General features: G+C 45.3%; 17 protein-coding genes. 7 read left to right on the top strand and 10 right to left on the bottom strand.

Annotated features, from left to right (window positions below; translation table 11 throughout):
• Positions 1-47 precede the first annotated feature (47 nt).
• The gene (locus ABLV17_RS17175) at positions 48-929 is read right to left on the bottom strand and encodes a hypothetical protein (protein ID WP_308957801.1); all 882 of its coding nucleotides are present in this window, start codon (positions 927-929) and stop codon (positions 48-50) included.
• A 513-nt stretch (positions 930-1,442) separates the two neighbouring features.
• On the opposite strand from ABLV17_RS17175, the gene ABLV17_RS17180 reads away from it, so the two are divergent.
• Positions 1,443-1,868 (top strand): hypothetical protein, encoded by a 426-nt coding sequence (locus ABLV17_RS17180; protein ID WP_308957802.1) that lies wholly within the window; start codon positions 1,443-1,445, stop codon positions 1,866-1,868.
• Between the two features lie 152 nt (positions 1,869-2,020).
• On the opposite strand, the gene ABLV17_RS17185 is transcribed toward ABLV17_RS17180, so the two are convergent.
• The 9 genes from ABLV17_RS17185 to ABLV17_RS17225 form a co-directional block, all read right to left on the bottom strand.
• Positions 2,021-2,209 (bottom strand): hypothetical protein, encoded by a 189-nt coding sequence (locus ABLV17_RS17185; RefSeq protein WP_087762248.1) that lies wholly within the window; start codon positions 2,207-2,209, stop codon positions 2,021-2,023.
• Between the two features lie 163 nt (positions 2,210-2,372).
• Positions 2,373-4,781, bottom strand: a complete 2,409-nt coding sequence (locus ABLV17_RS17190) for a replication endonuclease (protein WP_308957803.1) — start codon at positions 4,779-4,781, stop codon at positions 2,373-2,375.
• Positions 4,772-5,632 (bottom strand): DNA adenine methylase, encoded by an 861-nt coding sequence (locus ABLV17_RS17195; RefSeq protein ID WP_308957804.1) that lies wholly within the window; start codon positions 5,630-5,632, stop codon positions 4,772-4,774. Before ABLV17_RS17195 ends, ABLV17_RS17190 begins: the two co-directional genes overlap by 10 nt.
• Positions 5,629-5,856: a TraR/DksA family transcriptional regulator gene (locus ABLV17_RS17200; RefSeq protein ID WP_000785510.1), complete on the bottom strand. Its 228-nt coding sequence runs from the start codon at positions 5,854-5,856 to the stop codon at positions 5,629-5,631. Before ABLV17_RS17200 ends, ABLV17_RS17195 begins: the two co-directional genes overlap by 4 nt.
• Positions 5,856-6,089 carry a DUF2732 family protein gene (locus ABLV17_RS17205; protein WP_308957805.1) on the bottom strand — a complete coding sequence of 78 codons (234 nt, stop codon included), beginning with the start codon at positions 6,087-6,089 and terminating at the stop codon, positions 5,856-5,858. The genes ABLV17_RS17200 and ABLV17_RS17205 overlap by 1 nt, the downstream gene beginning before the upstream one ends.
• Before the next feature lie 67 nt (positions 6,090-6,156).
• On the bottom strand, positions 6,157-6,498 hold the full coding sequence (locus ABLV17_RS17210; RefSeq protein WP_163389661.1) for a DUF5347 domain-containing protein: 342 nt from the start codon (positions 6,496-6,498) through the stop codon (positions 6,157-6,159).
• Entirely contained in the window at positions 6,462-6,662 is a 201-nt protein-coding gene (locus ABLV17_RS17215) for a phage filamentation protein Fil family protein (protein ID WP_073971182.1), read from the bottom strand. The genes ABLV17_RS17210 and ABLV17_RS17215 overlap by 37 nt, the downstream gene beginning before the upstream one ends.
• Positions 6,663-6,669: 7 nt before the next feature.
• Positions 6,670-7,179 carry a phage regulatory CII family protein gene (locus tag ABLV17_RS17220; RefSeq protein ID WP_163389660.1) on the bottom strand — a complete coding sequence of 170 codons (510 nt, stop codon included), beginning with the start codon at positions 7,177-7,179 and terminating at the stop codon, positions 6,670-6,672.
• Positions 7,180-7,211: 32 nt separating this feature from the next.
• Positions 7,212-7,433 carry a regulator for prophage gene (locus ABLV17_RS17225; RefSeq protein WP_004201303.1) on the bottom strand — a complete coding sequence of 74 codons (222 nt, stop codon included), beginning with the start codon at positions 7,431-7,433 and terminating at the stop codon, positions 7,212-7,214.
• Positions 7,434-7,528: 95 nt separating this feature from the next.
• Between ABLV17_RS17225 and ABLV17_RS17230 the strand changes: the two genes are divergently transcribed.
• From ABLV17_RS17230 to ABLV17_RS17255, 6 genes are all read left to right on the top strand, one after another.
• Positions 7,529-8,125, top strand: a complete 597-nt coding sequence (locus tag ABLV17_RS17230; protein WP_163389659.1) for a phage repressor protein CI — start codon at positions 7,529-7,531, stop codon at positions 8,123-8,125.
• A gap of 20 nt (positions 8,126-8,145) precedes the next feature.
• Entirely contained in the window at positions 8,146-9,822 is a 1,677-nt protein-coding gene (locus ABLV17_RS17235) for a DUF4041 domain-containing protein (RefSeq protein WP_308957806.1), read from the top strand.
• A 17-nt stretch (positions 9,823-9,839) separates the two neighbouring features.
• Positions 9,840-10,769, top strand: coding sequence for a hypothetical protein (locus ABLV17_RS17240; protein WP_308957807.1), 930 nt, complete (start codon positions 9,840-9,842; stop codon positions 10,767-10,769).
• Between the two features lie 90 nt (positions 10,770-10,859).
• Positions 10,860-11,912 (top strand): tyrosine-type recombinase/integrase, encoded by a 1,053-nt coding sequence (locus ABLV17_RS17245; RefSeq protein ID WP_308957808.1) that lies wholly within the window; start codon positions 10,860-10,862, stop codon positions 11,910-11,912.
• 320 nt (positions 11,913-12,232) lie between these two features.
• A complete protein-coding gene (locus tag ABLV17_RS17250; protein ID WP_308957809.1) occupies positions 12,233-12,931 on the top strand; it encodes a DUF6216 family protein in 699 nt (232 codons plus the stop codon).
• A 173-nt stretch (positions 12,932-13,104) separates the two neighbouring features.
• Positions 13,105-13,440, top strand: coding sequence for a hypothetical protein (locus tag ABLV17_RS17255; protein WP_271032247.1), 336 nt, complete (start codon positions 13,105-13,107; stop codon positions 13,438-13,440).
• Positions 13,441-13,443 lie beyond the last annotated feature (3 nt).

The raw sequence follows: 13,443 nt of genomic DNA on the forward strand, positions 1-13,443 counted from the left end.
CAAATTATAATATGGGAGGTAACACCTCCCATATTAATAACATTCATTCATTCATTCAACTGTCGTCTTAAAAGACTGCGTATAAACCTTGCCCCACTAATAGTTATCCCTTCATTAGCTATACAATACCCTACGCGAATCATATCTTTCGAAAATAACGATCTTCCACCATCCCAAACTCTCTCATTAAAGAAGCTTTGTATTTGGCTAGATGATGGAACAGATTCAAGATCATTAACTTCATAAGCCTCAATGATTTCTGGAATAATCTTGATACGAATAAAATTCTTAATCCTATCATTAATTTCCTCGTTAGAAATAGAGCGTACTGTTCCACTGGAACCTTGTTCGTCTCGATTAGAAATTCGCTCTGCAAACAACCTTTTCTTTAGCTTCGTTAATTCAAACTGTAACTTTTGTGACTCATCCTCTTTTGCCTTGAGTTCTTTTTTAATGCTTTCTTTTTCTTCATGCTCTAGGTTTGCTTTTTCCAAAAGCTTATTTATTAACTTCGTTCTCTCAGCATTGACTTTATCTAATTCATTTTGTTCATCTTCAATTTTTTCTTTCGTCTGACTCACTACAGAATTTTTGGGCGGAGTAATTATGTTACGCATGGAGCTATAACCTTCATCAAGGCTTTTTAATCTCTCACCAAACCCACTTTCAATTCGGATCAATAAATCCGCAATATCTTTTGTAAACTTAAAAGTATTATTATAAAAATCATTACTCGTCTCAGTAGCCTTAAAATAGAATACTGCCGACAAACCAACAGAAAACAATGCCAATACTGTTGATAATAAAGCAATGAAATCAAAATTCATTGTAAAAGTGGATTTATAAAATTTAAGAGAAAGAAACAGAACTATAATTATAGTGGCTATAGCCTTAACCCAGTCCCAAAGATTTGCCTTTTGCATAGTCATTTGTTTTTTTGTGAACGATTCTATAGATATTACCCTTACTGTTAAGTCTTAGTAAACCACTCAAATCATAATTTTTTAGCTTTTCTCAGATTTTCAATATATCTGTAAAGCGCATCTCTCTTCTCTGAATGTACGGTTTACAAACATGTTTTTTGGCCTAAGCGCGCGCTCGTATCCCCGCCACGCCTGCCCGCTTTATGCAGCGGTTTTCATGCACCTGCATGACATAAGCAAAAGCCTGCCGGCTCTGGCGGACCTTAGCGAAAACGATCCTCACACGATCATGCGATCTCATGCAGCATAGGCATGCGCAGACGAGTGAAGTGAATCGGGCTTTACGCCGCGGGCATAATCAGTATGTCGGGAGCCCTCTAAAAGTGCATAATTCGGCTAACAGAGATGCTTACAAAAGCATATGTTTGATTAAAAATGAGGTAAGTGGGAAGATCTCAAACTGAATTGCCACGAGTTTTACAGACTCCGGTAGTCTCTAACGTTTCGGCTGAGGTCAAAATGAGAAGCTTTTACGTATTAATTTTAACTCTGGTTGCCAGTTTTGTTAGCGCTCCAGTTCAGGCTGCAACAGATAATAACTATGAGAAAGGAACTAAAGCACAACAGAAATCAATATCTTACCTTTCGTGTGCATTCTATGGCAGTAGCACACAATTAGATCCTAACTACACGGGGCAAGTACCTACAGCCGATATTAAGATATTACAGAAAGCTGCTTACCACGCTTACAACGATGCGCTCTCATACTTAGGCTATGAAGAACCAGATCGCGAACAGCGCATAATTGATTATGCTGAATTTGTGGCGTCGCAAGAGGCAATGTTGTGGGGTAAGCCGGGAATGAATGGAAAGCAGGTTACAGTAGTTGCCCGTTCTCTCTACAATGAGAGTAACTGTGATTTGTTGCTGGACTCAATTAAATAGGAAAAGGAGGGCCTTGCGTCCATCTGTTGAACTCACATCGCAGAGCAGACTATCACTCATTAAATGAACGCCACACCTAACGCCTCGCTGTACTCGTTGTTCAACCTTGCTGACGTAAGAAGCTAGTTCTTGCGCCAGCAACGTTCCTGCTGCTAACCGGGAAGATCCATTGAGCGGTTGTATTCATGAGCACGAATCTTCGCCATCAGTTCATCCGTTAACTCAGAAACCCACTGGATAGCCAGTTGCTTTTCTTCGTCGTCACACTCACTAGCCGCTACAAGCTTGATAAAAAAATCAATGCGCTGGAGCTTCAACGACTCCAGAAAATAGTCCTGCATCTTCCCTCCTATCATTACTTCAGATACACCACATAACTGCATGTATAACCACTGTTTATATATACAGTATAATAGGGATTTATAATTGTAAAACGCTTTTTTATTCTCAATCAGATAGCTCTGACACTGATCAATAAGAGCAGGAATTGTTAATCCTGTTATCTCAATACCACTGACGCCATTTATCATCTTCCTGCAGGCGATGGTTGCGGTAAAAAATACGTAGCCCGGCACCAGACGGAATACTGCCACCGCGCAAAAGCAGGTCAATCTCTGATTCGCTACCATCGAAGCCTCTGGAACTCAATTCGGCCTCAAGCTGCAGCCCTTGCTGCTGCGAAATTTGTTGCTTATATCCTTTTTTCCGCTTCGGTTTTACCTGCCGCATACGGGCCGCAAGCTCACGCCGTTCCTTCTGGCTAATACCGTGCAAATATTCCTTCAATTCGGTTTCATCCATGATGGTTATATCGGGAATATCACCCACTGTTTGGTTCAAATTTTCAACAGGGGGACAGTTATTGCCACGAGTCCAAGGGGCGCAAGCGCCCTGGTCGGCTGTCGCCTCCTGAACGTCAACAGCCTTACGAACCTTTTTCCACTTCACCGCGTGCGTGCAAATCTTGCCCTCTACAATCGGGGACCAGATGCCATAGATACGGATACCGTGATCGCCGTAGGCGCTCGGTTCTTCGTTAAGCTCGTAGGCCGTGCGGACAAGGTGATGTTTGCGGGGAACCAGCACACCGCCCTGCTTCATGATGTAGGTGGCAAAGCAGCCCGCATCAGCCGCCGCCAGTACCGCATCCAGACGCGGATTATCCAGTACCGGCGCGCCCGCTTTGCGTTCACCCTGCACTCTTGCCGCCTGACCAGCCAGCAAGCGCAGCTCGCGGTATGCCTGACGCCCCGGAATACCAAAGAAACGGAACTGCTGGACACGATGCAGTGACGCCCAGGCGCTGACATGCTCGGCGCTGTCACGCAGTGATCTGCCGGTTTCTTTGCTGATTTCTTTAGCCAGTCCGCGCCCGTCGATGTTCTTGCTGATGTATTTGGCGATATAGCTGGTCGGCGTCCCCTTACGCGGGTTGATAAGCTCGGACTTGAAGCGCGGCCCAGTATTGGTGCCCAGCTCCTCGCGGTCTTCACGGAGGGCAAACTTACGCAGCAGTGCGGTGATGGAACGGCGGTCTTTTTTGCGCATGAAGCACAACAGATGCCAGTGCACGGTGCCGTCGTGGTGCGGCTCTGCCACCCGGACACCATACCAGCGCAGCCCGGCCTTGTGCATTGCCTTGCGGAAAGCGGCGAAGGTATCAACCAGATAATCACTGCTCTGCCGGACAGTGGCGCTGGTCCATTTCGGATTAGGCCTGCCGTTGTTGAGGGTGGCGTGGAAGCGTGACGGGCAGGTGATAGTATAAAACACCGCGCAGTCTCCGCGCATTTCCGCTATCAGCTCCAGTCCCTTAACACAGGCCATCATTTCATTACGGCGGTGTGCCGGGTTGCTGTTGCTGGCGTTCACTACGTCTTCCATGTCCAGCGTGTCGCCGTCTTCGTTGACCAGCGCATGCGAGCGGAAGAACTCCAGCGATTTGCGGCGCTGCTCGCGTTTATGGATCACGGCTTCATAGCTGACATACGGGGACGCTTTTTTGTTGACAAGGCAGACGGCGCGCAGTTGCTCCTCCCGCCACTCGCAGCGCATCTGCCACAGTTTGCGATACCACCAGTCCGCGCACAGCATACGCGCCAGCGACGGTGGGATCAGTTCATAAGGTACCGGCTTGCGGCGGCGCTTCTTGCGGCGAAGCTGCTCAAAGGCAGGCGGGATGACCTCAAGGCGCATGACTTCTGCGGCAACCCTTTCCCATGCCTGGCGGATTTCTTCTGGTTTAACATTGTCGCTGACAAACAGATCACCGCAAGCTGTATCAAGACACATGCTCATATGTGCCGCTACCAGCGTTGAAAGGCGCTTGACCTGTTCCTGATTCATTTCAGGCAGTACCAGCAGCCCTTCCAGCCCGTCGTGGCTCGCCATGAACCGGAAAGACGCAGACACCTGACTGTCACGCACGCGCTCCAGCCGCTCAAGACAGGGCCTGATGGTTTCATGCAGGTAGCGGGAATAGGCTTTTGCTCTGCCCAGACTATGGAAATATTTAATCCGCTCCAGCAGAGGCTTGCTGATATGGGACGGCATGGCGTTAACGTCAGCCAGAATGGCCAGATCGGGATTAAAACGCTGCTGCTCGCGCGCCATTTTGGCACGACTAATCAGCCGGTCCTGCTCCATTTCGCGCTGGACAGGATCACGGGATTCATTGAAGAAATAGCGTTCCCAGACCTCATCGCTCAGCGCCTCACGGCGCAACTGCTCCTGCTCGTTATCCGCAGCGTAAAGGGCGATCAGGTTTGAAAGCGCAGACTCCGGCGCAACCTCCACCGGGTCCAGATAGGGATTAACCGCTTTTTTAGGGTTATTCCATGAAAAGGCCACGGCGGCCTCATTCGAGCCGCCGGTGGTTGGTGCATTATGTAACGTGAATTTAATCACTGCCACGCCCACACCTCAGTTTCCACCGAGATATCTGGACCGGACGCCAAATCGATACCAAACCAGTCTGCTAATTTTATGGCGATGATTTCAGATGCAGATTTACTCTCACCGGCAGCCACACCCATGCTGCGCTTTGCAGTGATGCGATGGCGGGTAAAATTACGATAAAGCGAACGGGTCAGGAATGTGTCGCTGTTGGACACGATCACCGGATGACCTTCTGATGACCGGCGTTCAAGAATAGACGCCAGATGATACTGATCGTCCTCCGTAAAACCGGCAGTGTGATAACCGCTAAACGTGCCATCGTATGGCGGATCACAATAAACAACATCACCAGCCTGCAGCAGCGCCAGTGTTTCGTCATAGCTGGCACAAATAAACGTTGCGCGTTGAGCCTTTTCTGCAAAAGCGCGTATTTCATTTTCAGGGAAATACGGATTTTTATAATTGCCGTAAGGAACATTAAAATGACCGCTCAAGTTATAGCGGCACAGCCCACGATAACCATGGCGATTAAGATAAAGGAAAAATACAGCTTTCCAGAAATCGGAGGTTTTAGCAGAATGATTAAAATCCTGCCGGATGTTGTAATAAGACTCAGCGCTATTTGTGCCTGAAAAGAATCCTTTTGCATTTGAAATAAATTTCTCGCAGTCAAATGCAATATGCTTATAAAGATTTATCAGGTCTGGATTAATATCCGCGACAAGATAATGAGGATAGTCTGTCGCCATCATCACAGCGCAGGAACCCGCGAAAGGTTCAACCAGTCGCGGACCAGCGGGAAGGTGCTTAATCAGTTCCGGCATGATGGCGGTTTTATTTCCCGCCCATTTCAGGATGGTGCTCATACAGCACCTCCATTGTAGTGTTTGCCTTTCAGCTCTGCGATTTCCTGACAAGTGACGCAGCACTGCACGCCCGGAATGGCGCGGCGGCGTGCTGGCGGGATCGGTGCATCGCAATCAATGCAGAGAACACGGGAAACGCCCGGCGTTTTATTGCGGGCGGTGTGGATGTGGCGCTGGCGTTCTTCTTCAACGCGCTGCTGTACAAGGTCCATTGAATCAGCCATCAGTGGTTCTCCTGCGCTTCGTTCTGAATCTTCACAGCTTCCTGACGTAGCAGCTCAGCCGCTTCCGTGTGGTTAAGCTGACGTGACACGATACGAGCAGCTAAAGAATCCAGACGCGCAGCCATCACATCTGCGCGTCCCCGGCGTTCTTCTTTACGTGCCTCAGTCAGCAACAGGTTGAGTCCAGCATCATCCGGTCCGGTTTTAGTGGTACGGGTTTCAATGTTTCGCATCGTTCGTTCTCCTGAATTTGGGCAAAAGAATGCCCGGCGGGTTTACGCCATTAATTTCTGTCGTGGATTAATTCGGCATGGTTAGCCGTTTGGGAAATAAGCTCACCACTGCACGAAAATGATTCATTGCTTTCACCAGTTCCCGCTTTTCGTCAGTAGTCAGATCACTAATATTGACACCGTGACGTTCTGCCGGAATTTTTGCCATAAAGAATATTGCGGCTAGTGCGCGTTTATTCTGTTCATGGTTAATATCCCGTTGGTCCCGCATATCGCTAATAAAGCGTTCCAGTTCTGAATAAATATTTAAGCCAAACACTTTCGCCCTTAATTCCGCGATGTGGTTTAACCCATTAAGGCGGAGGCCAACGCTTAGCGGAACAGTCGCAGCATCCCCTTCAATAGCCATGGTTTCCCCTGCTTTTTAGTGGACAGTTCAGCCAGTAGCGCATCCTGAGAACGGCACGGGTGCCAGCGCTTGCCATCCTTCCCCATAATCCAGCCATGACCGCAGTGCATTGCAGGACTTTGCTTAACGAGCAGAGATGCAAAGGATGGTTCTTTAGTCAGCATAGCCACCTCAGATCAGACCGAACGAAGCGCCCAGGCCCGTCACAGTATCTACCGCGCTTGCCATCGCTGGATTAGCCTGCAAACGCGCATGCAATGAAACTGCAGTAAGTGCCATAAGGCGCGTAACAGAGTTGATGCTATTGATCACATCGCGGCGGCCTGCGGTGGTTTTCACATCACCGGATACTGCTCCTGCAGCTACACGCCCAATCTCCGCAGTTGCACTCATGACGTAATGTGGCAGGTTTTCTTTTGCCACTTCATTCAATGGCACGCACGGCAGGCAATGGATTTGAGCCAGAAAACCGTCAACCAGCGTTGAGTCTTCTGTGATATCTGTCAGCAGCCAGATCTCAGGCGGCGTAAGTTGATGCGGTTGCTCCGGGTTTAGCTTGTTGCGCAGCGTCTGGACATTTATGCCAGCGCGTTCTGCCAACTTCGCCATGTTATGACGTAAGGCAAAGGCACGGCAGGCATCATCGAAATGCGGGTGTTTGGAAACTCGATAGTCAAACATAGCAAGAAACTCCGATCTATCTCAAAATGGAACTAACTAATAGCGACATTGCAATCAGAAAGCGCATCAACCGTCAGCGCGACGATATTAATCATCACTTTCTCGCGCTTCTTGTCCTTACGCAGACGGTGGCGAGGCAAACGACCATCAGCGAGCATGTCGTTAATGGTGTCTACAGGCAGTCCTGTTAGCTCGCTGTAGCGTTCAATTGTGACGTGCGGTGTATTCAGAGTGATTGAAATGTTTGGGGTCATGATGCAACATCTCCTATTGGCTTGTGGTGAGCCGGTAGTAATCGTGACAAGTACCCAAATGGGGACAAAATTGATACTAGGATCGCATAAGAGATATGTCAACACCAAAGTACCCAAATGAGATCAAAATAAATCCCAATCAGGGTGGCAAGGCTGCGATTGAGCGATTGGTCGAGGCATATGGTTTTACAACAAGGCAAGCCCTTGCTGACCACTTAGAAGTGTCAAAAAGCACATTGGCTAACAGATACATGCGAGATACCTTCCCCGCGGATTGGATAATTCAATGTGCCCTGGAAACAGGTACCTCGCTCAATTGGTTAGCCACCGGGCAAGGCCTCAAGCTAAGTTCTCAAACAGCAACCACCGAAGAGCTCGCAAAGTTTCGTCTGTCCGCAGGAAAAATAGTTGAAGATGGATCGTATGTTTTTGACACATCATTTCTTCCAACAAATATATCTGCTCCGATGGTTATCCTCGACGGACCGACTACATATATATGTGAACAAAAGTTTGCAGAAGTGCTCGATGGACACTGGTTGATCAACATTGATGGAACTTATTCCATTAGACTTCTCACCCGGTTGCCCAAGGGCATGATTAAAATTTCCACTGCAAATAATAGTTTTGAATGTGCTTTTTCAGATATAGAAGTGATCGCATATGTAAGAAGCACAACGGTTTCAAATTGATATGATAAAAGGATTTTGAAATGGATTTATTTATTATAGTAGTTCTCTTATTCGCATTGCTCTCTCCCATTTTATCTGTGGTACTTTTCAAGAAAAGTAAAAAACATCGAGAGGAAATGGATGTTTTAGCCTCCAGCAATAAATCACTTGAAGGTGAATTAGGTGAAACACAGGAAAAATTAGCTCAGGCCATCCGTGAACATGCTGAGCTTGAAGGGAAAGCAGCACCCTTATGGCAGTACCAAGAATTGCATGATGCTGTACTGGATGCGGAGAAGAAGATAAAAACAGCTGAAGCTACAGCCAAAAAAAAGATTGAAGAAGCGCAAATAAAAGCTGCAAGAGCAGTAAACGAAGCCCACTACCAGGCTGAATTAACTTTAAGCAACGCCAATAGCGAAGCTGTTGCTATCACCCAAGATGCTCGTGATGCCCGCTTGAAAGCGAAAGAGCGACTTGATAACGCAAATAGTAAAGCAGATGAACTGATCTCCAATGCAAATGATAATGCGATGAAAATAATCGCAGATGCTGAGATACGAGCAAAAGAAATTGCTGGCTCTGCATATGAAGCGAAAGAGTTCGCAGAGACCTATCAAGCAGTCGCCAAATCAATGAAAAATAAAATTGAAGGATACGGAGATGAATGGATAGTTCCTAACCGTAGCGTTTTGGACGAACTGGCAGAGAACTATGAATTTACGGATGCAGGGAAAGAGCTGCAAAAAGCCAGGGAGTTGACTAAGTCTCTTATCAAAACGAACAAAGCGGCAAGCTGTGAGTATGTCGAACCGAACAGACGAAACACCGCAATTAAATTTGTGCTAGATGCTTTCAATGGAAAGGTCGATAGCACCCTTTCAAAAATAAAACATAACAATTACGGTAAATTATCCCAAGAAATAAAAGATGCTTTTGAACTTGTTAATTTTAACGGTTCAGCTTTTAGGTCCGCTAAGATCACCGATATCTACTTACAAGCCCGACTCAACGAACTTAAATGGGGGGTAGCTGTAAATGAAATTATGCTCGAAGAAAGAGAAGAACAAAGACGAATTAAAGAACAGCTGCGCGAAGAAGAAAAAGCGCGTCGTGAATACGAAAAAGCGATAAAAGAAGCTGAAAAAGAAGAAAAGGCTATTCAACAGGCTATTGATAAAGCGACTAAAGAACTGATGCTCGCAGGCGAAGAACAGCGTATAGCCCTCGAACAGAAACTGGCTGAGCTGCAAATTAAGTACGAAGAAGCTGAAGCCAAAAACCAACGAGCCATTTCGATGGCGCAGCAAACACGTTCAGGTCATGTATATGTGATCAGTAACATCGGTTCCTTTGGAGAAAACGTTTATAAGATTGGCATGACACGTAGACTTGAACCGCTTGATCGAGTTCGTGAGTTGGGTGATGCCAGCGTACCTTTCTCATTCGATGTGCATGCAATGATCTACAGTGATGATGCCCCGTCACTTGAAAATCATCTCCACAAAGTGTTTAACGATAAGCAAGTGAACAAAGTTAACGCACGCAAAGAATTTTTCAATGTTGGTATAAAAGACATCAAATCTACGATTCAAGAAATGAGTATTGATGCGCACTGGACGATGTTTGCTGAGGCTAAAGAATATCGTGAGTCACTAGCCTTAAGTGAAAAAGCCTCTACAGATAAAATCCCCCATGATGAACTGATCGTTGCTTAACTAAGGAGAGTTTTTTAATGAAATTTAAAGCTAATTCCATTAGAACATTAGATCGTTTTTTGAAGTGTTGTGGTGGTCAAGACAATATAACCTTAGGTGTCAAGTTAGAGGATATCGAACCTGCCAAGCTAGCTGAGATTGGATTAGGCATTTCACCAGAAGAAGGCCTATCGATAATACCGAGTGTTATTGGTAAGTTTACAAGTTTCAATGCTAATGGAAAGGAAATCCTTCGCCCAGATTTACCAAAAGAGCAATACAGCGTTTCATACACAAGTACTACGTACGATTGGCATAGAAATCCTCATTATGGGATGCGCACACGAACGGCTATGCGGATAGCAAGAGAGCATATCCCAGCTCCTGCGATAATGTTCTCTGTTGCTAAAACAAAAAATGGGACATACATAACATCTCCTTTACTAAATTTATCTGATGAAAATTCAGAGTTAAACATTCACATAATAAATTTAATGCTCGAATGTTTTGATGAGATAGAAATTTTAGATACAGCAAAAGAGCCATTAATAACAACAAAATTCAAAAAAGTCTTATGGTCTGTATTACCTAAAGGGAAATATCCATGGGAAGAAATTTCAAAAATAATAGCTACTAACACACAAAAGACTTCAGCATCAGATAGTGATAAAGAGGTCATTGAATCTAGGCTCAAGCTAATCAATGTCTACAAACCTGATTTCATTGCTACGGGTCATGCGGGATTCAACGGATATTTTATCTTTGGTTTTGAAAGTAAAGGTATATACGTTCTTGAAAGCATTTTCCTTGATAATGCGACTTACATTTTCAAAAAAGATTGGGAAACATTATCCCAATTAACCAAAGCCGAGATTATCAATGGTGAACTTGAATATGAGCGTATCGTTCATAATAAAGTTTGGAAACGAGCAATAGGTGCCCGCTTATCAAAGGCCTTAAGAACTTAAGTTGATGATGTATGAATTTATGAAATTCATACATTGACCACTGTTCAAACATACAGTTAAATTTAGCCCTCAGACATGAGGGCTTTTTTTATGGCAGTACGAAAACTCGACACAGGAAAATGGATTTGTGAATGCTACCCCGCTGGGCGCAGTGGACGGCGTGTACGTAAGCAGTTCACCACTAAAGGCGAAGCACTGGCTTTTGAACGCCACACTATGGATGAGACGGAGGCGAAACCCTGGCTAGGTGAATCGGTAGACCGTCGGACGTTGAAAGACATCGTTGAACTCTGGTTCAAACTGCACGGCAAATCCCTTACCGCTGGCGAGCATGTTTACGACAAGCTACTCTTGATGGTCGATGCACTCGAAAACCCCCTCGCTACTGATCTCAACTCGAAATTATTCGCTCATTACCGCGACAAACGCCTGACGGGTGAAATCTACTTTAGCGAGAAGTGGAAGAAAGGTGCCAGCCCAGTCACTATCAATCTAGAGCAAAGTTATCTGAGTGGTGTTTTTAGCGAGTTGGCCCGACTCGGTGAATGGACAGCACCAAACCCTTTGGAAAACATGCGCAAGTTCACTATATCGGAAAAGGAAATGGCCTGGCTGACGCATGAACAAATCACAGAACTTCTGAATGACTGCCAACGCCAAAGCGCCCTTCTCGCTCTGGTCGTTAAAATCTGTCTGAGTACCGGAGCACGCTGGCGCGAAGCTGTAAATCTCACCCGTTCCCAGGTCACAAAGTATCGAATCACATTCGTCAGGACAAAAGGCAAAAAGAACCGCAGTATCCCGATCAGCAAAGAGCTGTACGAAGAAATCATTGCCCTCGACGGCTTCAAGTTCTTTACGGACTGCTACTTCCAGTTTTTATCAGTCATGGAGAAAACCTCCATCGTGCTTCCACGCGGACAGCTTACCCACGTTCTGCGCCACACGTTTGCTGCACACTTTATGATGTCGGGCGGGAACATACTTGCCCTGCAGAAAATCCTAGGTCATCACGACATTAAAATGACCATGCGCTATGCTCATCTGGCACCAGACCATCTTGAAACCGCCCTGCGCTTCAACCCGCTGGCTACCCTGCCAAATGGCGACAAAGTGGCGGCAGCGGTTGGCATTGCCCCGTAATCGCCACTCCTTATCACTAACCTAACTTATTGATTATCTTGTAACTCGTTGTTTTAATTAACCCGTTTACATAAATGGGTTTTTTGTTGCCTGAAATTCAGCTTCCTTAGAATCAACCTCCTAGCTGACAACTCGTTTCTGCATGCGATGACCTTCCCGTGAAAACCGCCCCACTCTTAACAAAAGTATCTGGTCTTGCTTTCGCCTCACAGAGAAGCACTTCCTTAACATTTGATAGTTACTGCTATTGAATTGACGTACTTATCTTGCTATGTAAAAACGTAGTGTTGATACTTTACTTCTACTGATAAGGAATTCAGATGTTAACTCAAAGTCTTATTAATATATTTAGTAAAGAAATGATAGGGACGGTTATCGCCGCTCTGCCCATCATAAAAGCCATCTTAAATTACTTAAACAAACCTTTAGATGACATCGATGATATATATAAAAAAGCCAAATTAAGCACATGGAGAATTCGCTTTTTCATGATCAAAATATCAACAAAAGAGATACCCAGACTGACTCGCGCAAATGTGATATTGTTTTCTATCGTATTATTATTTCTTTTCGGCAGTTTAGCAACCAGTTCATATTATGGCGTGAAGCTATTACAAATACGTCCGGGCTGGACATCTTTAATTCTTAAAGAAACGGATGAGTGGTTTTTAATCTCGGAAACAGAAGCATCAGAACACGCATTCCATCCCTCCTGGCATCTCACAGAAAAAAGCTGTATCTCTGGCGAGGCCTCGCACCTGGTAAATAATAAAATAATAACACCACAACTGGGGAGATTTATTTGTGATTCCTTCACCAATGCGGATGACAAAGAGAACATAATGAAATCTATTAAAGATACCACTCATAACAAACCTGTCATCACCTTTCTCATCTCGATCATTACCGTTGGCTGTCTATGGTTCATAACCAGCTTAACATTGACGTTAATATATATTCTCAGACTTAAAAAATTTATTATCCGGGAGCATGAAAAAGCCTATGACTATCTAACATAGCATTCCAGCCTTTAGCTAAGGGGGTGAGAACTCTGTTACATTTGTCATTTGCACGACGTATATTACCAGTTCCGGTAATATTGTTACTGGAACTGCAGAGCCTATCATCCTGCAATAATTGTTGATATTATTGTCCGCAACGATTAAGAGGTGTTTCGGTTGAAGGTAAAAATATGATTGATGTACAGCAGGAACAAAAACTTCAGGAGCACGGTTTTACCAGCAAAGAGATTAATATGCTGCGAAAAGGACTTGAGAGTCCACAACGTAAAGATCAAAGCCTGCAGGCCTTGTTGAAAGAACTGAGACGTCGTTTTTACATGTCCTGTATTATTATCATTGCCCTGCTTATCTTTTGTAGCTACGCGATGCTGACTAATGATACTGGTAATGGGCTGGCTTACTTTGCTGTGACTGCAGTTTGCTGCACCTTTGCACTAATAGCTACCCCTTATCCGCTTTCATGGAAAGCGATAACATTCTTAAGAAAGAAACTCTACCCAAATTAATTT

The organism is Klebsiella sp. CN_Kp091, assembly GCF_040065095.1.
Lineage (GTDB): Bacteria > Pseudomonadota > Gammaproteobacteria > Enterobacterales > Enterobacteriaceae > Klebsiella > Klebsiella aerogenes.

Coding starts and splice junctions, on each gene's coding strand:
- ABLV17_RS17175 (WP_308957801.1), bottom strand. CDS start 929: ATGACTATGCAAAAGGCAAATCTTTGGGACTGGGTTAAGGCTATAGCC.
- ABLV17_RS17180 (WP_308957802.1), top strand. CDS start 1,443: ATGAGAAGCTTTTACGTATTAATTTTAACTCTGGTTGCCAGTTTTGTT.
- ABLV17_RS17185 (WP_087762248.1), bottom strand. CDS start 2,209: ATGCAGGACTATTTTCTGGAGTCGTTGAAGCTCCAGCGCATTGATTTT.
- ABLV17_RS17195 (WP_308957804.1), bottom strand. CDS start 5,632: ATGAGCACCATCCTGAAATGGGCGGGAAATAAAACCGCCATCATGCCG.
- ABLV17_RS17200 (WP_000785510.1), bottom strand. CDS start 5,856: ATGGCTGATTCAATGGACCTTGTACAGCAGCGCGTTGAAGAAGAACGC.
- ABLV17_RS17205 (WP_308957805.1), bottom strand. CDS start 6,089: ATGCGAAACATTGAAACCCGTACCACTAAAACCGGACCGGATGATGCT.
- ABLV17_RS17210 (WP_163389661.1), bottom strand. CDS start 6,498: ATGGCTATTGAAGGGGATGCTGCGACTGTTCCGCTAAGCGTTGGCCTC.
- ABLV17_RS17215 (WP_073971182.1), bottom strand. CDS start 6,662: ATGCTGACTAAAGAACCATCCTTTGCATCTCTGCTCGTTAAGCAAAGT.
- ABLV17_RS17220 (WP_163389660.1), bottom strand. CDS start 7,179: ATGTTTGACTATCGAGTTTCCAAACACCCGCATTTCGATGATGCCTGC.
- ABLV17_RS17225 (WP_004201303.1), bottom strand. CDS start 7,433: ATGACCCCAAACATTTCAATCACTCTGAATACACCGCACGTCACAATT.
- ABLV17_RS17230 (WP_163389659.1), top strand. CDS start 7,529: ATGTCAACACCAAAGTACCCAAATGAGATCAAAATAAATCCCAATCAG.
- ABLV17_RS17235 (WP_308957806.1), top strand. CDS start 8,146: ATGGATTTATTTATTATAGTAGTTCTCTTATTCGCATTGCTCTCTCCC.
- ABLV17_RS17240 (WP_308957807.1), top strand. CDS start 9,840: ATGAAATTTAAAGCTAATTCCATTAGAACATTAGATCGTTTTTTGAAG.
- ABLV17_RS17245 (WP_308957808.1), top strand. CDS start 10,860: ATGGCAGTACGAAAACTCGACACAGGAAAATGGATTTGTGAATGCTAC.
- ABLV17_RS17250 (WP_308957809.1), top strand. CDS start 12,233: ATGTTAACTCAAAGTCTTATTAATATATTTAGTAAAGAAATGATAGGG.
- ABLV17_RS17255 (WP_271032247.1), top strand. CDS start 13,105: ATGATTGATGTACAGCAGGAACAAAAACTTCAGGAGCACGGTTTTACC.